This is a genomic window from Mycobacterium sp. SMC-18 (assembly GCF_045310895.1).
Taxonomy (GTDB): Bacteria; Actinomycetota; Actinomycetes; order Mycobacteriales; family Mycobacteriaceae; genus Mycobacterium.
In genome coordinates this window covers 1-17,647 of record NZ_JBJIAL010000015.1, presented here as the reverse complement: position 1 = coordinate 17,647, position 17,647 = coordinate 1, and the positions used below count along the sequence as shown (strand labels likewise).

The 17,647-nt window shown below is 67.8% G+C and carries 18 protein-coding genes and 1 pseudogene; 14 read left to right on the top strand and 5 right to left on the bottom strand.

Annotated elements, in window-relative coordinates:
* The first annotated feature begins 32 nt into the window (after nucleotides 1–32).
* Nucleotides 33–1,109 carry a sugar phosphate nucleotidyltransferase gene (locus ACJH6J_RS15290; RefSeq protein ID WP_061000748.1) on the top strand — a complete coding sequence of 359 codons (1,077 nt, stop codon included), beginning with the start codon at nucleotides 33–35 and terminating at the stop codon, nucleotides 1,107–1,109.
* Here ACJH6J_RS15290 and ACJH6J_RS15285 read toward each other — a convergent pair.
* From ACJH6J_RS15285 to cofD, 3 genes are read right to left on the bottom strand one after another with little or no spacing between them, the layout of a single operon-like run.
* Nucleotides 1,091–1,636: an NUDIX hydrolase gene (locus ACJH6J_RS15285; protein ID WP_212806602.1), complete on the bottom strand. Its 546-nt coding sequence runs from the start codon at nucleotides 1,634–1,636 to the stop codon at nucleotides 1,091–1,093. The genes ACJH6J_RS15290 and ACJH6J_RS15285 overlap by 19 nt on opposite strands.
* On the bottom strand, nucleotides 1,633–2,982 hold the full coding sequence (locus ACJH6J_RS15280; RefSeq protein ID WP_212806601.1) for a coenzyme F420-0:L-glutamate ligase: 1,350 nt from the start codon (nucleotides 2,980–2,982) through the stop codon (nucleotides 1,633–1,635). The genes ACJH6J_RS15285 and ACJH6J_RS15280 overlap by 4 nt, the downstream gene beginning before the upstream one ends.
* A complete protein-coding gene (cofD, locus tag ACJH6J_RS15275; RefSeq protein WP_212806600.1) occupies nucleotides 2,979–3,971 on the bottom strand; it encodes a 2-phospho-L-lactate transferase in 993 nt (330 codons plus the stop codon). The genes ACJH6J_RS15280 and cofD overlap by 4 nt, the downstream gene beginning before the upstream one ends.
* Nucleotides 3,972–4,507: 536 nt before the next feature.
* Here cofD and ACJH6J_RS15270 point away from each other — a divergent pair.
* Entirely contained in the window at nucleotides 4,508–4,771 is a 264-nt protein-coding gene (locus ACJH6J_RS15270; RefSeq protein ID WP_205848855.1) for a WhiB family transcriptional regulator, read from the top strand.
* Nucleotides 4,772–4,794: 23 nt separating this feature from the next.
* Here ACJH6J_RS15270 and ACJH6J_RS15265 read toward each other — a convergent pair whose 3' ends face one another.
* Complete coding sequence (locus ACJH6J_RS15265; protein ID WP_029105556.1) at nucleotides 4,795–5,217, bottom strand: metallopeptidase family protein; 423 nt, start codon at nucleotides 5,215–5,217, stop codon at nucleotides 4,795–4,797.
* Between the two features lie 119 nt (nucleotides 5,218–5,336).
* Between ACJH6J_RS15265 and ACJH6J_RS15260 the strand changes: the two genes are divergently transcribed.
* The 12 genes and pseudogenes from ACJH6J_RS15260 (at nucleotide 5,337) to ACJH6J_RS15205 (ending at nucleotide 17,185) form a co-directional block, all read left to right on the top strand.
* Nucleotides 5,337–5,756, top strand: a complete 420-nt coding sequence (locus tag ACJH6J_RS15260) for a DUF3499 domain-containing protein (RefSeq protein ID WP_406804159.1) — start codon at nucleotides 5,337–5,339, stop codon at nucleotides 5,754–5,756.
* Between the two features lie 118 nt (nucleotides 5,757–5,874).
* Complete coding sequence (locus tag ACJH6J_RS15255) at nucleotides 5,875–7,275, top strand: phosphomannomutase/phosphoglucomutase (protein WP_406804158.1); 1,401 nt, start codon at nucleotides 5,875–5,877, stop codon at nucleotides 7,273–7,275.
* Nucleotides 7,272–8,363 (top strand): TobH protein, encoded by a 1,092-nt coding sequence (locus ACJH6J_RS15250; protein ID WP_406804157.1) that lies wholly within the window; start codon nucleotides 7,272–7,274, stop codon nucleotides 8,361–8,363. Before ACJH6J_RS15255 ends, ACJH6J_RS15250 begins: the two co-directional genes overlap by 4 nt.
* Before the next feature lie 5 nt (nucleotides 8,364–8,368).
* Nucleotides 8,369–9,595 carry a mannose-6-phosphate isomerase, class I gene (gene manA, locus ACJH6J_RS15245; RefSeq protein ID WP_406804156.1) on the top strand — a complete coding sequence of 409 codons (1,227 nt, stop codon included), beginning with the start codon at nucleotides 8,369–8,371 and terminating at the stop codon, nucleotides 9,593–9,595.
* A 24-nt stretch (nucleotides 9,596–9,619) separates the two neighbouring features.
* The gene (locus tag ACJH6J_RS15240; RefSeq protein WP_212806596.1) at nucleotides 9,620–10,531 is read left to right on the top strand and encodes a cation diffusion facilitator family transporter; all 912 of its coding nucleotides are present in this window, start codon (nucleotides 9,620–9,622) and stop codon (nucleotides 10,529–10,531) included.
* A 142-nt stretch (nucleotides 10,532–10,673) separates the two neighbouring features.
* Complete coding sequence (locus ACJH6J_RS15235) at nucleotides 10,674–11,900, top strand: alkane 1-monooxygenase (protein ID WP_212806595.1); 1,227 nt, start codon at nucleotides 10,674–10,676, stop codon at nucleotides 11,898–11,900.
* A gap of 2 nt (nucleotides 11,901–11,902) precedes the next feature.
* Nucleotides 11,903–12,064 (top strand): annotated as a pseudogene (locus tag ACJH6J_RS15230) (rubredoxin); the annotation flags it as partial.
* A gap of 71 nt (nucleotides 12,065–12,135) precedes the next feature.
* On the top strand, nucleotides 12,136–12,321 hold the full coding sequence (locus ACJH6J_RS15225; RefSeq protein WP_020102918.1) for a rubredoxin: 186 nt from the start codon (nucleotides 12,136–12,138) through the stop codon (nucleotides 12,319–12,321).
* Nucleotides 12,318–12,974, top strand: coding sequence for a TetR family transcriptional regulator (locus ACJH6J_RS15220; RefSeq protein ID WP_212806593.1), 657 nt, complete (start codon nucleotides 12,318–12,320; stop codon nucleotides 12,972–12,974). Before ACJH6J_RS15225 ends, ACJH6J_RS15220 begins: the two co-directional genes overlap by 4 nt.
* Nucleotides 12,975–13,072: 98 nt before the next feature.
* The gene (gene ahcY, locus ACJH6J_RS15215) at nucleotides 13,073–14,533 is read left to right on the top strand and encodes an adenosylhomocysteinase (RefSeq protein WP_346416976.1); all 1,461 of its coding nucleotides are present in this window, start codon (nucleotides 13,073–13,075) and stop codon (nucleotides 14,531–14,533) included.
* A gap of 268 nt (nucleotides 14,534–14,801) precedes the next feature.
* A complete protein-coding gene (locus tag ACJH6J_RS15210; RefSeq protein WP_406801408.1) occupies nucleotides 14,802–15,323 on the top strand; it encodes a hypothetical protein in 522 nt (173 codons plus the stop codon).
* 17 nt (nucleotides 15,324–15,340) lie between these two features.
* Complete coding sequence (locus ACJH6J_RS15205; RefSeq protein WP_212806590.1) at nucleotides 15,341–17,185, top strand: CocE/NonD family hydrolase; 1,845 nt, start codon at nucleotides 15,341–15,343, stop codon at nucleotides 17,183–17,185.
* Nucleotides 17,186–17,191: 6 nt separating this feature from the next.
* Here the strand turns inward: ACJH6J_RS15205 and ACJH6J_RS15200 are convergent, their stop codons facing one another.
* Nucleotides 17,192–17,491, bottom strand: coding sequence for a hypothetical protein (locus ACJH6J_RS15200; protein ID WP_212806589.1), 300 nt, complete (start codon nucleotides 17,489–17,491; stop codon nucleotides 17,192–17,194).
* Nucleotides 17,492–17,647: the final 156 nt, after the last annotated feature.

The window sequence follows — 17,647 nt, the reverse complement described above, 5'->3', positions numbered from 1 at the left end:
GAGGCTTGAAAGGACGCGAGTTGAGTGACGCGGTGAATCCGGTTGACGTCGACGCGGTCATCCTGGTGGGTGGGCAGGGCACCCGGCTGCGCCCGCTGACCCTCTCGGCGCCCAAACCGATGCTGCCGACGGCCGGCGTGCCGTTCCTGTCCCACCTGCTCGCCCGGATCGCCGCCGCGGGCATCCGCCATGTGGTGCTGGGCACCTCGTACAAGGCCGAGGTCTTCGAGGCGGAATTCGGCGACGGCTCCAAGCTGGGTCTGGAGATCGAGTACGTGGTCGAAGAGGAAGCCCGGGGCACCGGTGGCGGTATCGCCAACGTGGCGCCCAAGCTGCGCCACCCGACCGCCATGGTGTTCAACGGTGACGTGCTGTCCGGGCTGGATCTCGGCGCCATGGTCGCCAGCCACCGCGAGCGGCAGGCCGATGTCACGCTGCACCTCGTGCGGGTGAGCGACCCCCGCGCGTTCGGTTGTGTGCCAACCGATTCCGACGGTGTGGTGACGGCCTTCCTGGAGAAGACGCAGGATCCGCCGACCGACCAGATCAACGCCGGTTGCTACCTGTTCCAGCGCGCGGTGATCGACGAGATCCCCACGGGCCGTGAGGTATCGGTCGAACGTGAGGTGTTCCCGAAGCTGCTGTCCGACGGTTTCAAGGTGTGCGGCTACGTCGATGCCAGCTACTGGCGGGACATGGGCACGCCCGACGACTTCGTCCGTGGCTCAGCGGATCTGGTGCGCGGTATCGCACCGTCGCCGGTACTCGACGGGCATCGCGGCGAGAGCCTGGTGCACGAGGGTGCCGCGGTGGCGCCCGGTGCGCTGCTGATCGGCGGGACCGTGGTGGGCCGCGGCGCCGAGATCGGTGCCGGCGCCCGGCTGGACGGCGCGGTGATCTTCGACGGCGTCAAGATCGAGGCCGGGTCGGTGATCGAGCGGTCGATCGTCGGTTTCGGCGCCCGGATCGGTCCGCGGGCCCTGATCCGTGACGGCGTGATCGGTGACGGCGCCAACATCGGGGCCCGGTGCGAGCTGCTGCGCGGCGCGCGGGTGTGGCCCGGTGTCACCATCCCGGACGGCGGTATTCGTTACTCGACGGACGTCTGAGCGGCCCGCGCGAGCCGCTCCAGTCCCGGGTCCGGGCCCGGTAGCGCGTCCAGGGGCCACCACTGCAGATCCAGCGATTCGTCGCTGCGGTGAATTTCGGCGTCCGCCGGCGCGACGGCGAGGTATTGCACGTCGAGATGCCGCGTCGGGACGCCCAATGAGCACGTCAGCGCGTGCACGTGCAGCGCGGCGGGCATCTCGGCGATCTCCAGCCCGGTGATGCCGGATTCCTCGGTGGCCTCGCGCAGTGCCGCCGCGCGGATGTCGGTGTCGACGTCCTCGCAGTGACCGCCGAGCTGAACCCAGCGGCCCAACCGCGGGTGCAGCGTGAGCAGGGCCTTGGTGCGGCTGTGGTCGAGCACCAGCGCCGACGCGGTGATGTGCCCGGGTACGCAGGCGCGCCGGCAGGCGTCGGGCCGGGCGTCGACGAAGGCCGCGACGGCGTGCCGCAGGGTGTCCTGATCGGCGTCGGGGGCCGCCCAGTCGCGCAACGCGGCGACGACCGAGGCGTGCAACGACTCGCTCATCGGCGGATCAGCAGTTCGTCCGTCGGCACGGGCGGCCGCGGCCGGCGGGGCTCGTCGCTCTCCGGGAAGTGGCCGATCGCGATGGCGCCCAATGGTTCCCAGTCGCCCGGCAGCTCGAGTTCGGCACGCACGATGTCGCCGGCGAAGATCGTCGAGCCGATCCAGCAGCTGCCGACATCCCGGGCCGCCAGGGCCACCAGGAGCCCCTGTACGGCCGCGCCCACCGCGACGGTGAACATGGTGTGCTCGGCCTCGGTCCGAGCCGCGTCCGGATAGCTGTGTGCGCCATCGGGAACCAGGAACGGGATGACGAGTTCCGGTGCGTCGTAGAGAATCTGGCCGCGGCCCACGCGCCGGTCGACAGAGTCGGCCGGGCGCCCGTCACCGGTCAGGTCGGTGCGCCACTTCTCTTTCATGCGGTCCAGCAACCGGATTCGCGTGTCGTGGTCCTGTACCCAGACGAACCGCACCGGGCGGGTGTGGTGCGGCGCGGGCGCGGTGAGCGCCTCGGCGACGGACTCCTCGATGAGCTCCGGCGCCACGGGCTCGGAACTGAACGTGCGCACCGAGCGGCGCATCAACTGAGCCTGCCTGCGGCCCAGGGCCAGTGCTTCCTCGGTGCCCAGCCAGAACAGATCCTCCTGACCGGCGCGCACCAGGGTCCGGCCGTTCGAGCCGTCGTCGCGCGGCGACAGGCCCCGCACCACGGCGACGGGAATGCCGGTCAGCTTGCCCTTGACGAGGTCGGCGGCGGCCGCGATCTCGTCGGCGATGGCGACCTCCGTCACCAGCAGCTCGTTGCCGTGCGTGTCCTGGACACCGGAATAACCGTGCAACACCGCCAGTCCGGCCGCGCCGATGGCGGCGTCGATCTGGCCGTTGCGCCAGGCCCGGCCCATGGTGTCGGTGATGACGACGGCGACGGTCACGCCGAGCCGCTCGGCCAGGCCGGCGCGCAGCCGCGCCGCGCTGCCGTCCGGGTCGACCGGCAGGAGGGCCAATTCGGTTGTGCTGACGTTGGATCCGTCGACGCCGGCGGCGGCCTGGACCAGCCCGTTGGCGTTCTCGGTGATCAGGGTGCGGCCTTTGCGGGCCAGCACCCGCACGGCCTCCTCGTCGATGAGCCTGCGCCGCAGGGCGTCCCGCTCGTCGGGGTCGGTCGGCGCGGCGACGATGCGGCCCTCGGATTTGGAGAGCACCTTGCTGGTGACCACCAGCACGTCGTCGTCGCGCAGCCAGGGGGCGGCGGCGGCGATGGCGGCGGCCACGTCGTCGCCGGGGCGGAACTCGGGAAGCCCGGGCACCGGGAGGATTTCGATGGCGGCCGCGGCGCCATGCTCGGTCACAGCTGAAGTCCGGCCAGTTCGAGTCCGGCCCGGACCATCTCGGCCGTGGCCGCCGGATCGGTCATCAACAGCGGCACGGCCTTGACGTTGACCCCTTCGATCTCGGCGTGGTCGCCCGCGTCGATCAGCCAGCCGTCGAGGATGCCGGTCGTGCTGCGGGCGCCGTAGTGCGCACCCACGGCCTCCGAGGTGCTGTCGACGCCGATCACCTTGAGGCAGTCATCGGCCATCCCGCGCAACGGCTTTCCGGCGACGATCGGGGAGTAGCCGATCACCGGTGCCGGGGTCGACCGCAGCGCGCTGCGCAGGCCGGGCACCGCCAGGATCGCGCCGATGCTGACGACCGGATTGGACGGGGCCAACAGCACGACGTCGGCGCCGGCGATGGCGTCGGCGACACCCGGTGCGGCCTTTGCCTTCTCGGTGCCGATGAACGCGAAGCTGTGGGTGGGGATCTGGGCGCGGTAGCGCACCCACCATTCCTGGAAGTGGATGGCCCGCTGATTGCCCGATTCGGGATCGGTTACCACGACGTGGGTTTCACTGCGTTCGTCGCTGGCGGGCAGCAGCCGGGCGCCGGGCTGCCAGCGGTCGCACAACGCCTCGGTGACCTGGGACAGCGGATAGCCGGCCCGCAGCATCTGGCTGCGCACCAGGTGGGTGGCCAGGTCGCGGTCGCCGAGGCCGAACCAGTCCGGCTGCACGCCGTACGCGGCGAGCTCTTCCTTGGCGTGCCAGGTTTCGCCCCGGTGGCCCCAGCCGCGTTCCGGATCGATGCCGCCGCCGAGGGTGTACATGCAGGTGTCGAGGTCGGGGCAGATGCGGACGCCGAACATCCAGGCGTCGTCGCCGACATTGACGACCGCGGTGAGCTCGTGCGGGGAGGGCTCCGCACCGGGTTCGGCGAATTGACCCAACCCCAGCAGTTTCTGGACGCCGAGCAGAAACCGAGCGCCACCGACGCCACCGACCAGAACCGTCACCTTCACGTCGACTCACCCTAGGCGATGGCGCGCGGGTGGAATGACGCGCCCGGAAGGCAATTCGGCGCGCAGCAAACTTAAAACCTCATTATTCACTTGAGCAACAGCCGCATCAGTTATCGGCATTCTCAACTACGTTGTGCGGCAGCGTGTTATTGGTCACTATCGCGACACGCCGCGGTAACGACGCGCCGTAAACAGGTCACAAGATGGTAGGAAATGCGCTTCATCCGCTTGACCGTGGCAGCTAACCCGTGTGTAATCACAACAGTGTCATTCCCGGTTTGTTTACCGGTTCCGGTGCAGCAGACCGAGATTCGACCGTTTGTTCGAATTTTGATCGCCACTCACGGCACGCAGGGTAAGTAGTTGGACTCCGTTTTGAGAACTACGTAAAGCAGGGGAGGAGGCGGCAAATGTCTTACGAACACGCAGATTTCGATCACGTGGTGCAGTTCGACGGGCGGATGCTCGGCTCTGTTGGGACCGCACCGCACACGAACACCGGACCCGTTCAGCACGTCGTCGCCGGACGGCCGCAGCTGAGTCTGGTGCCTGATCACATCGACACCGAACCCGAGCTCACGGAAGACCAGTGGCAGGAGCGCGCCCTGTGCGCGCAAACCGACCCCGAGGCGTTCTTCCCCGAGAAGGGTGGCTCGACCCGCGAAGCCAAGCGCATCTGCCAGGGCTGCGAGGTGCGCGACGCGTGCCTCGAGTACGCCCTGGCGCATGATGAGCGCTTCGGCATCTGGGGTGGTCTGTCGGAGCGTGAGCGCCGGCGGATCAAGCGCGGCGTCATCTGACACACCGCGGGTAGGTCGACCGGCTAGTCGTCGAGGATGGTCGGGTCGATCACCGACGGTTCAACGCCGAGATACGTGGCTACCTGCGCCACGAGAATTTCGTGCAACAGGTCGGCGAGGTCAACGGAGTCCTTCGCCCGCCGTTCAATGGGCTTGCGGAACAAGACGATTCGCGCCCGTGTCGAATTACCCCGAACATCCACCCCGGCTGGGATGAGCCGCGCCAGCGCCACCGGCCCGTCGGCGATCACCTCGGGCGGCCACTGGATGGCATCGGGATCTTTGGGGGAGATCCGGGGGATCTCGTCGACCGCGACGTCAAGTCCGGACACCCGATTGCTCCAGCGGCGCTCGATGGGTTCGTAGGCCTCGAGCACCGCCATGTCGAATCGCTCGGCGCGACTGCGCCATCCGGGAACGGTCGGGGGGAGGAGCGGGCCGCGCATGCCGCGACGGCGGCGCACACGCGAGTGGGCCATCGGCCGATAGTAACGGTTGGAGATCGACGCGGCCGCGACGCGCGTGTCCGGCGGTGGGCGCGTCGGCGGCGCGATAATCTCGCCGAGTGAATGTTCCCCGTCGCTGCTGCCGGCCAGGTTGCCCGCACTACGCCGTGGCGACGCTGACGTTTGTCTATTCGGATTCCACGGCAGTCGTAGGTCCGTTGGCCACCGCGTCGGAGCCGCATTCGTGGGACCTGTGTGTGTCGCACGCCAGTCGCATCACCGCGCCTCGCGGGTGGGAGTTGGTCCGCCACGCCGGTCCGCTGCCCACGCCCTCCGAGGACGACGACCTCGTCGCGCTCGCCGACGCGGTGCGCGAGGGTCGCGACGCGCCCGCTCGCGGTGGCATCCCAACAGGTTTCACCGATCCGCTGCCCGGCAGTCACGCCGGCACGGTCATGGCCCCGCCCGCACCGCGCACGCAGCACAACGGGCGGCGCCGCGGCCATCTGCGGGTGTTGCCGGATCCGCCTGAGAGTTAGCGACACAAGTCCTACCGAACCCCACCGACCGTCCGCGGGCCGATGGGTCAGCCGATAGGCTGACTGTCACAGACCCTCGGTAATGCAGTGGTCTGCGAACGATGAGATCGGGAGGGCTATGTCTCGGCCTGCTGCCTCTGTACAGCGCGTCATCAAGGCATATGACGTGCGTGGGCTGGTCGGCGAGGAGATCGACGAGTCGTTCGTCGCCGATGTCGGTGGAGCATTTGCCCGGTTGATGCGCGCCGAGGGCGCCACCCGGGTGGCCGTCGGCTACGACATGCGGCCCAGCTCACCGTCATTGGCCACGGCGTTCGCCGATGGGGTCACCGCGCAGGGTCTGGACGTGGTCCGGATCGGGCTGGCGTCGACCGATCAGCTCTACTTCGCCTCCGGTCTGCTCGACTGCCCGGGCGCCATGTTCACGGCCAGCCACAACCCGGCTGCCTACAACGGCATCAAGTTGTGCCGGGCGGGCGCGAAGCCCGTCGGCAAGGAGACCGGTCTGACCGACATCAGCAATGAGGTCATCGACGGCGTGCCGGGTCACGACGGAGCGGCCGGCACGGTCGAGGAGCGCGACGTGCTCGCCGAGTACGGCACCTTCCTGCGTTCGCTGGTCGATGTGTCGGCGCTGCGTCCGCTGCGGGTCTCGGTCGACGCCGGCAACGGCATGGGCGGGCACACCACGCCGGCCGTGCTGGGCACCGTCGGGTCGATCACCTTGCTGCCGTTGTACTTCGAACTCGACGGCACGTTCCCCAACCACGAGGCCAACCCGCTGGATCCGGCCAACCTGGTGGACCTGCAGAAGCACGTCGTCGAGAACGGCGCCGATATCGGCCTGGCGTTCGACGGCGACGCCGACCGCTGCTTCGTCGTCGACGAGAAGGGCGACCCCGTGTCGCCGTCGGCCGTGACGGCGCTCGTCGCCGATCGCGAGCTGGCCCGCGAGTCCGGCGCGACCGTCATCCACAACCTGATCACCTCACGCGCGGTGCCCGAGTTGATCGAGGAGCGCGGCGGCACGGCCGTGCGCTCCCGCGTCGGCCATTCGTACATCAAGGCGCTGATGGCCGAGACCAACGCGATCTTCGGTGGCGAGCATTCGGCGCATTACTACTTCCGCGATTTCTGGGGTGCCGACTCCGGCATGCTCGCGGCGCTGCACGTGCTGGCGGCGCTCGGGGAACAGGACCGTCCGCTGTCCGAGCTGATGGCGAAGTACCAGCGGTACGAGGCGTCGGGCGAGATCAACTTCACCGTCGCCGACGCACCGGCCTGCGTGCAGGCGGTCCTCACGTCGTACGGCAGCGAGATCGTGTCGACCGACGAACTCGACGGCGTTACCGTCGACCTCGGCGACGGGCGCTGGTTCAACCTGCGCACCTCCAACACCGAACCGCTGTTGCGGCTCAACGTCGAATCCCGCACGCGTGTGGAGGTCGACCAGATCGTGGCGCACATCGCGGCGCAGATCAAGGCGGTCAGCGGGCGCACTGGTGGGTCACTGCCATGAGTGCCGCCCCGGCGACCCTGGACCTCGACGATGTCGACGGTCTGATCGCGGCCGACCGCGACGGCCTGCTGCGAGCGGCGTCGATGGCAGGTGCGCAGACCCGCGCGGTCGCCGCGGCGCTCACTGAAGGCGAACTCGACGAACTGCGCTCGGATCAACGGCCGCGAACCGTGACCTGGGTGTGCGGGCGCGGGGCATCGGGCGCGTCCGGTGCGGCCGGGACGGTGCTGGCCGCGGCACTCGGCGCGACGTCGCCGATCCCGCTCGTGGTCACCCCGGACATTCCGCCGTGGATCGGCGCACTCGACGTCGTGGTGGTGGCCGGTGACGACGCGGCCGATCCGGCGCTGGTGACGGCAGTGGCGACCGGGGTGCGCCGCGGTGCGCGCGTGATCGTGGTGGCGCCCAACGACGGTCCGCTGCGCGATGCCGCCGCGGGCCGCGCCGTGGTGCTGCCGCCGCGGCTGTCGGTGCCCGACGACTTCGGCCTCACCCGCTATCTGGCCGCGGGCCTGGCGACGATGATGGTCGTCGACCCGGCGCTGCGCATCGACCTGGAGGCCCTGGCCGACGAGTTGGACGCCGAGGCCCTGCGCAACAGCGCGACTCGCGAGATTTTCACCAACCCGGCCAAGAACCTGGCCGAGCGGATGTCCGGCCGGCAGGTGGTGCTGGCCGGTGAGGGCGCGGCCATGCTGGCGCTGGTCCGCCATGCGGCGACGGTGCTGCTGCGGGTGGCCCATCAGCTCGTGACCGCGACCGGCGGCTCCGACGCTCTGGTGGCGCTGCACGGTGGGCTCGGCCGCGAGACGGTCGAAATGTCTTACGAGGACGCGCTTTTCCACGATCCCGAGATCGACGGGCCGGTGCCGGCCCGGGTCCGCACCGTCGTCCTGTGTGCCGACGAGGAGCGTCCCGGCGTGATCGCCCGGATGGACGCGCTCGGTGGCGATGTCGATGTGCTCAGTGCCGATGACGTGCCCGATGCGGGGCTGCAGGTGCCGGGAAGTCGCTTGGAACAACAGATCGCGATGCTGGCGGTCCGGCTGGAGATGACGGCCGTGTACCTGAAACTGGTTCGAGGTTAGACATAGTGCATCTGCTACGAGGCGCGGTCAGGAACTACGCCTGGGGGTCGCGTACCGCCTTGGCCGATTTCGCCGGAAGACCCAGTCCCTCAGCGCATCCCGAGGCTGAGCTGTGGTTGGGTGCGAACCCCGGGGACCCGGCGCGACTGGAGACGGCCGACGGCGAGGTGTCGCTGCTGGACGTCATCCGGGCCGATCCCGCGGGCGAACTGGGGCCCGAGGTCGTGGCCCGGTTCGGTGAGTCGCTGCCGTTCCTGGCGAAGGTGCTCGCCGCTGACGAACCGCTGTCGCTGCAGGCCCATCCCAGTGCCGAGCAGGCTGCCGAAGGCTTCAATCGTGAAGAGCGCCAAGGCATTGCCCTCAACGCGCGCAACCGCAATTACCGGGACCGCAGCCACAAGCCCGAGTTGATCGTGGCCCTCGGCCCGTTCGAGGCGCTCGCCGGGTTCCGGCCCGTGGCTCGCACCGTCGAGTTGATGCGGGCGCTGGCGGTGTCCGACCTCGATCCGTACATCAACCTGCTGGCCGGCCAGTCGGACGCGGCCGGGCTGCGAGCCGTCTTCACCACCTGGATCACCCTGCCGCAGCCCGATCTCGACGTCCTGGTGCCGGCCGTTCTCGACGGTGCGGTGAACTACATCCGTTCGGGGGCAACAGAATTCGCGCCCGAGGCCAAGACGGTGCTCGAGCTCGGCGAGCGGTACCCGGGTGATGCCGGCGTGCTGGCCGCCATGCTGCTCAACCGCATCAGCCTGGTCGAGGGGGAGGGCATCTACCTGCCCGCCGGCAATCTGCACGCCTACCTGCACGGCATGGGGTTCGAGGTCATGGCCAACTCCGACAACGTGTTACGCGGTGGTCTGACGCCCAAGCACGTGGATGTGCCGGAGCTTCTCCGGGTTCTCGACTTCACCCCGACCGATGGTCGGCCCATCCATCCGCGGCCGGCCGAGGACGGTGTCGAGCAGGTTTTCGACACGCCCGCACCGGAATTCGCGGTGTCGATCCTGCGGATCGGCGACGAGCGGGTGGGCTCTGCGGTCGAGCTGCCGCGGGGGCACGCCGGCCCACAGATTCTGCTGGGCACGCAGGGCCGCGTGCGGGTGCAGTCCGCGGGCGGTGAGCTGACCCTGAACAAGGGGGCCGCGGCCTGGGTCGCCGCCGGGGAGGGCCCCGTGCAGCTGGTGGCGCAAGAGCCGTCGACGGTGTTCCGTGCGACGGTGGGGATCTAGAACAAACCTACGAAAGGGCAGGTCATGTCGGCCTCGGGGAGTGCGCGCGCGATCATCGCAGCGCTGTTGGCCAATGCCGGGATCGCGGCGGCGAAGTTCGTCGGCTTCCTGATCACGGGCAGTTCGTCGATGCTCGCGGAGTCGGTGCACTCGCTGGCGGACACATCCAACCAGGGTCTGCTGCTGTGGGGGCAGCGGCAGGCGCGCAAGGACGCCGACCATCTGCATCCGTTCGGCTACGGCCGCAGCCGCTACTTCTACTCGTTCGTGGTGGCGCTGGTCCTGTTCAGCCTGGGCGCGATGTTCGCGCTGTACGAGGGCTATCACAAGATCACCCACCCCGAGCCGCTGTCGTCGCCCGTCGTCGCCGTCGCGATCCTCGTCGTGGCGATCGGCCTGGAGGGTTACAGCTTCTACACCGCGGTGAAGGAATCGCGTCCGCTCAAGGGAGCCGGCAGCTGGTGGCGCTTCATCCGGACCTCGCGTAACCCGGAGCTGCCGGTGGTGCTGCTGGAGGATTCCGGCGCCCTGGTCGGTCTGGTGCTCGCCCTGTTCGGCGTGGGGCTGTCGATGCTGACGGGCGACCCGGTGTGGGACGGCGTCGGCACCGCGGCGATCGGTGTGCTGCTCGGCGTCATCGCGGTGGTGCTGATGGTGGAGATGAAGAGCCTGCTCATCGGCGAGGGTGCGACGGTCGACGAGACCAGCGCCATCCGCAACGCGCTGGAGCAGACGCCGCACATCGACCGCGTCATCCATCTGCGGACGCAGTACCTGGGGCCGGAGGAGATGCTCGTCGGCGTGAAGATCGCGCTGGCTCCGAACACCGACCTGGCGACGGTCGCCGCCACGATCGATGCCGCCGAGGTCACGATCCGGGCCGCGGTGCCCAACGCCCGCATCATCTACATCGAGCCTGATCTCTACCGCGGCTGAACGCCGAAACCCGCAGTCACCTGCTGCGGTGACGGCTGCCACAAGGCGTTTTACAAAAATGCCTCCATTGTCTAGACCAGCGACAAAATGCCCTCTATAGTCAAGAGCGCAAGTTGTCGGCCCAACCAATGGAGGTGGACCCGTGTCAGTCGAGGTATCCGACGTCAACACCGAGCAGTGGCGCGATCGCAAGCGTCATCTGTGGCTCATGGGCCTGATCGCGCCCACCGCGCTGTTCGTGATGCTCCCGCTGATCTGGGCACTGAACCAGGCCGGCTGGCACACGCTCGCGCAGGTGCCGCTGTGGATCGGCCCCGGCCTGCTCTACGTGCTGCTGCCGATCCTCGACCTGAAGTTCGGGCCCGACGGGGAGAACCCGCCCGAGGAGATGATGGAGCAGCTGGCGAACGACAAGTACTACCGCTACTGCACCTACGTCTACATCCCGTTCCAGTACGCCAGCGTCATCCTCGGCGCGTACCTGTTCACCGCCAAGGACCTCAGCTGGCTGGGCTTCGACGGCGGCCTCGCCTGGTGGGCCAAGCTCGGTGTCGCGCTGTCGGTCGGTGTCCTCGGTGGCGTCGGCATCAACACCGCGCACGAGATGGGGCACAAGAAGGAGAACCTGGAGCGCTGGCTGGCCAAGATCACTCTGGCGCAGACGTTCTACGGCCACTTCTACATCGAGCACAACCGCGGTCACCACGTCCGCGTCGCCACGCCGGAGGATCCCGCCTCGGCGCGCTTCGGTGAGAACTTCTGGGAGTTCCTGCCGCGTACCGTGTGGGGTGCCCTGAAGTCGTCGGTCGAACTCGAGGCCCAGCGCATCCGCCGTCTCGGCCGCAGCCCGTGGGACCCGCGCACCTACCTCAAGAACGACGTCCTCAATGCGTGGCTCATGTCGGTGGTGTTCTTCGGCATCCTGATCGCGGTGTTCGGCCCGGCGCTCATCCCGTTCGTCCTGATCCAGGGCATCTACGGATTCAGCCTGCTGGAGTCGGTCAACTACCTGGAGCACTACGGCCTGCTGCGGCAGAAGACCGAGAGCGGCCGCTACGAGCGCTGCGCCCCGGTGCACAGCTGGAACTCCGACCACATCGTCACCAACCTGTTCCTGTACCACCTGCAGCGGCACAGTGACCACCACGCCAACCCGACGCGCCGCTACCAGACGCTGCGCAGCATCGACGGCGCACCGAACCTGCCCAGCGGCTACGCGACGCTGATCGGGCTGACCTACATCCCGCCGCTGTGGCGCCGGATGATGGACCACCGGGTCATCGAGCACTACGACGGCGACATCACCAAGGTCAACGTCCACCCCCGGGTGCGGGACAAGGTGCTGGCCAAGTACGGGGCGGTGGCCTGACCATGAGTGCTTACCAATGCCCGGGCTGTGGTTATGTCTATGACGAGGCCAAAGGCGCTCCGCGTGAAGGTTTCCCGGCGGGCACGGCGTGGGACGATGTCCCCGACGACTGGTGCTGCCCGGACTGCGCGGTGCGCGAGAAGATCGATTTCGAGCCCTTCGGGGCGAGCGCAGCGACGGGAAACAGCCCCGGGGCGAGCGCAGCGACGGGAAACGACGGAGTAGGAGTGAGTTCATGAGCGAGCCGTTCAAGAAGTTCGTCTGCCTGCAGTGCGGCTTCGAGTACGACGAGGAGAAGGGCTGGCCGGAGGACGGCATCGCCCCGGGCACCCGCTGGGCCGACATCCCCGAGGACTGGAGCTGCCCGGACTGCGGCGCCGCCAAATCCGACTTCGACATGGTGGAGGTCGTGGCGTCGTGACCGCCGCGGCCGCAGTACCGGACGGACCCGAGGGGCCGCGCCCTGCGGCACCTCGGGTGCCGTACGCCGAGGCGTCACGGGTCCTGCTGCGGCACTCGATCCTGGACGGCATGCGAGAACTGTTGCTGGCCAAGGACTGGTCGTCGATCACGCTGTCCGACGTCGCGCGCGCCGCCGGCATCAGCCGGCAGACGATCTACAACGAATTCGGCTCGCGCCAGGGCCTGGCCGAGGGGTACGCGATGCGCCTCGCCGACCGCCTGGTCGACGCCGTCGAGCACGCCATCTACGCCAACGTCGGCGACATCGAGTCCGCGTTCCTGCAGGGCTTCCGGATGTTCTTCACCGAGTCGGCGTCCGATCCGCTCGTCATCTCGTTGCTGACCGGTGTCGCCAAACCCGATCTGCTGCAGATCATCACCACCGACAGCGCGCCGATCATCTCGCACTGTTCGAAGCGTCTCACCGAGGCGTTCCGCGGCAGCTGGGTGCAGATTTCCGACGACGACGCCGGAGTGCTGGCGCGGGCGATCGTCCGGCTGGCGATCAGTTACGTGTCAATGCCGCCGGAAGCGGACCACGATGTGGCCGCTGACCTGGCCCGGCTCATGACGCCGTTCGCCGACCGTTACGGTAGTGGGGATACCCCGTAGCCGTCAGCGCGCCATTCGAGTTGTTTCCTGGCGCCTGTCCCGCGAGCCCGCAGGCCATGGGGTCACTCCAGTGGAACGAATGAATGGGGCTCTAATCCATGACGGAATTGAAGGCAGATGTCCGTAACGGCATCGACTACAAGGTCGCCGATTTGTCCGAGGCCGAGTTCGGCCGCAAGGAGATTCGCCTCGCCGAGCACGAGATGCCCGGCCTGATGGCGCTTCGCCGCGAATACCACGACGTGCAGCCGCTCAAGGGCGCGCGCATCTCCGGCTCGCTGCACATGACCGTGCAGACCGCCGTGCTGATCGAGACGCTGACCGCGCTGGGCGCCGAGGTGCGCTGGGCGTCGTGCAACATCTTCTCCACCCAGGACCACGCGGCCGCGGCCGTCGTCGTCGGCCCGCACGGCACCGTCGAGGAGCCCAAGGGCACCCCGGTCTTCGCCTGGAAGGGCGAGACGCTGGAGGAGTACTGGTGGTGCGCCGAGCAGATGCTCACCTGGGACGGCGAGCCGGCCAACATGATCCTGGACGACGGCGGCGACGCCACCATGCTGGTGCTGCGCGGTGCGCAGTGGGAGAAGGCGGGCGTCGTGCCCCCGGCCGAGGAAGACGACTCGGCCGAGTGGAAGGTCTTCCTGGAGCTCGTGCGCAAGGGCTTCGAGAACGACAAGACCAAGTGGACCAAGATCGCCGAGTCGGTCAAGGGTGTCACCGAGGAGACCACCACCGGCGTGCTGCGGCTGTACCAGTTCGCCGCTGCGGGTGAGCTGGCGTTCCCGGCCATCAACGTCAACGACTCGGTCACCAAGAGCAAGTTCGACAACAAGTACGGCACCCGCCACTCGCTGATCGACGGCATCAACCGCGGCACCGACGTGCTGATCGGTGGCAAGAAGGTGCTGATCTGTGGCTACGGCGACGTCGGCAAGGGTTGTGCCGAGTCGATGGCCGGCCAGGGCGCGCGCGTCGCGGTCACCGAGATCGACCCGATCAACGCGCTGCAGGCGCTGATGGACGGCTTCGACGTCGTCACCGTCGAGCAGGGCATCCCCGAGGCCGACATCGTCATCACCGCGACCGGCAACTTCGACATCATCCTGCTCGAGCACATGAAGGCCATGAAGAACCAGGCCATCCTGGGCAACATCGGCCACTTCGACAACGAGATCGACATGGCGGCCCTCGAGAAGTCGGGTGCCACCAAGCTGAACATCAAGCCGCAGGTCGACCTGTGGACCTTCGGTGACACCGGCAAGTCGATCATCGTGCTGTCCGAGGGCCGTCTGCTCAACCTGGGCAACGCGACCGGCCACCCGTCGTTCGTGATGTCGAACTCGTTCTCCAACCAGGTCATCGCCCAGATCGAGCTGTGGACCAAGAACGACGAGTACGACAACGAGGTCTACCGCCTGGCCAAGCACCTCGACGAGAAGGTCGCGCGTATCCACGTCGAGGCTCTCGGCGGCACGCTGACCAAGCTCAGCAAGGAGCAGGCCGAGTACATCGGCGTCGACGTCGACGGCCCGTATAAGCCGGAGCACTACCGCTACTGAGGCTGTTCGCGGTCAGTTTGCGCTGTCCGCGTGAGCACACTCGAAAGCCCCCAATTCCCACGGGAATTGGGGGCTTTCGCAGTTTTCGGGCTCGGCACACATCGACGAATTAGCTGACCGCAGGCACGAGCGGCGCCGATATATTGCGCTGAGCGATAATTTTTGTGTTCGGCGCCACACTCAGATGTTTGCTGAAGATCTGCTGGTTAGCGGATCTCGGCGTTAGAATTTCCGCACACCAGGGCACCCTCGTGAAGGGACGTCGGCCATGCGGAAGAACCGATGGGAAAGACGCATCGCGTTGCTGGCTGTGGTCGGCGTCACGTTGACCGGCTGCGACGGCGTCAACCTCGGCAGCCTGGACATCTTCGGCTCCGCGTCGCCTGCGGTGAAGGGCCCGCCGATACCGCCCGAGATGGTCCGGCATGACGTGCAGCAACTGGTCTGGCAGTTCCCGCAGTTGCGCAAGCCCGACGAGGCGGTGTGGGTCACCTGGAACAACAGTGGCGATCCCAGCCTGGCCGGCAAGGTCAACTGGATCGACGCGGTGATCAAGCTGCCCCCGGCGGAGACCACTCGATTGATCGCCGAATACCACCCGGCCGACACCGATCGGCGGCCGACGGTGCAGAAGATTCTGCAGCCGGAACTGCCCGGCGGTCCGTACCTGTCGGGGCCCGAACTCAACAACCACTTCTCCGGTTCGGGCATGACCACGCAGGCGTTCCTCGACCGCGACGCGAACGTCCTGGTGCTGACGACGAAGTCGGGCGGACCCGCGCCGTCGTAACCGTCTAGCGTGGTGGCGTGCGCGCTCTGATCCGCGTGACGGCGTTCGTGGTGGTGCTGGCTCTGCTGGCTGCCTGTGGCGCGGACCGTCCGCCCGCTTCTCCATTCCCTGCTGCGACGGGCCGGGGCTCGTGCGCCGTCGATACCGAACGCGATGTCGGCGCCACCATGCGCGACGGCGTCGTCCTGCGCGCCGACGTCTACCGCCCTCGAACCGCTGACCCGGTGCCGGTATTGCTGATGCGGACGCAGTACGGCAAGTCCGGGGCGCAGACGTCGCCGGAGCGCTACGAACCGCCGGATTGGTTCGCCTCGCACTGCTATCTCGTTGTCGTGCAGGACGTTCGGGGCCAGGGGAGCTCCGGCGGGGTGTTCAGTGAGTTCACCAATGACATGGCCGACGGCTACGACACCGTCGAATGGGCCGCCGGTCTGCCCGGCGCGAACGGCAAGGTGGCGATGTACGGATCGTCGTACGTCGGTGCGACGCAATGGCTTGCAGCGGTGACGGCGCCGCCGCATCTGGTGACGATCGCGCCCGCCAACACCGCGTCCGACTACTACGACGGCTGGACCTACGAGGGCGGCGAGTTCCGGTTGGCGTTCGTGCAGCCGTGGGCCATCGAGTCGATTGCGCTCGGTGCCGCGCAGAACCGCCGGGACGCCGAAGCCGAACGGCTGTTGCGGGACGCCGGCGCCGATCCGACGCGATGGCTGAATTTCCGCCCGCAGCAGGACCTTCCGCCGATGCAGCCCCACAATCCGGCGGTGGCGCCGTGGTACTTCGACTGGGTCCGGCACAACACGCGCGACGCCTTCTGGCAGCAGGTCAGCATTCGCGACCGGTATCCGGCGGTGCGAATTCCGGTGCTGCACTTCGAGGGCTGGTACGACGCGTTCCTGGCCGGCGGTGTGGAGAACTTCGCCGGGATGGTGGCCCACGGTGGCAACGACTTCGCGCGTACGAACCAGCGTCTGGTCATCGGGCCGTGGGACCACGTCGCGTGGGGTCGAGCTGATTCCGAGCCCGCACCGATGCTCAAAGACATTGGAGCGGTGGGCAACAGCCCGATCAACGAGCTGATGCTGGCGTGGTTCGACCACTTCTTGAAGGGCGTCGACAACGGTGTGGCGGGCAAGCCGCGCGTCGATTACTTCACCATGGGTGCCAACGCCTGGAAGACGGCCGCCAATTGGCCACTGCCGCAGACGCAATGGATCAACTACTACCTCTCGGGCTCCGGCGGCATCGCGGACCGCGACGGCAAGCTGTTGCCGGTGCTGCCCGGACCACAACCGCCCGACACCTACACCTACGACCCGCTCAATCCGGCACCGAGCCTGGGTGGGCACTCCTGCTGTGGTGCGAAGTCCGGTCCGCAAGGGCCGTACGACCAGACGCCGGTCGAACAGCGATCCGATGTGCTGGTGTACACCGGCGACCCGGTGACCCGGGACACCGAGATCACCGGGGCGGCCACCGTCTCGCTGTGGGCCCAATCTTCAGCTGTGGACACCGATTTCACGGCCAAGCTGGTGGTGGTCAAGCCCGATGGGACGGCCGTCAACCTGAACAACGGCATCATCCGGGCGTCGTTCCGGGACTCGTTGTCGGCGCCGACGCCGATCGTCCCCGGCCAGCCGTACCAGTACCGCATCCAAATCTGGCCCACCAGTTACCAACTCAAGCCGGGGGACCGGGTGCGGGTCGAGATTTCCAGCAGCGACTACCCGCAGTTCGCGCCGAATCCCAACACCGGTGCGCCGTTCGGGCGGGATGCGGCGACCGTCGTTGCGACGCAGACCATCCTGCACGACGCCGCCCATCCGTCGTCGATCACGTTGCCGGTGATCGCGAACTGAGTCCGGCTAGCGACTGCAGTCCAGCGACACTGTGATGGTCCGTCGTACCACCACGCGGATGATCTGGTCCCGGTTGCCGGGGCCGTCCACCCGGATGAGCCGGGTCTGCTCCTGCGGGTTGCGGACGCTGGTCACCACGCACTGATCGAGCGGCGCGGTACCGACCCGGTCGACATTCACGTGGAATCCCTCGGCTTCCAGCTGGCCGATGGTGACTATCGCCGACTCGGCGGCTGCCGGCGCGGCGGGGGCCAGTACGGCAGCAGTGGTGGTGAGAGCTATGAGAGTTATTAGTGCAGTACGCATCTCAGGGTCCTTCCGGTCCTATACCCAATGACACGTAGGAGCGATGGAAAACGTTCGATTGTGTCCTGAAGGGGTTATCGGGCTCTTCACAGATGAGGGTGTAGAGGTGGTTGGCGCGTCGTTGCCGGGATAGAGGTCGAGGTCTCTCGAAAATGA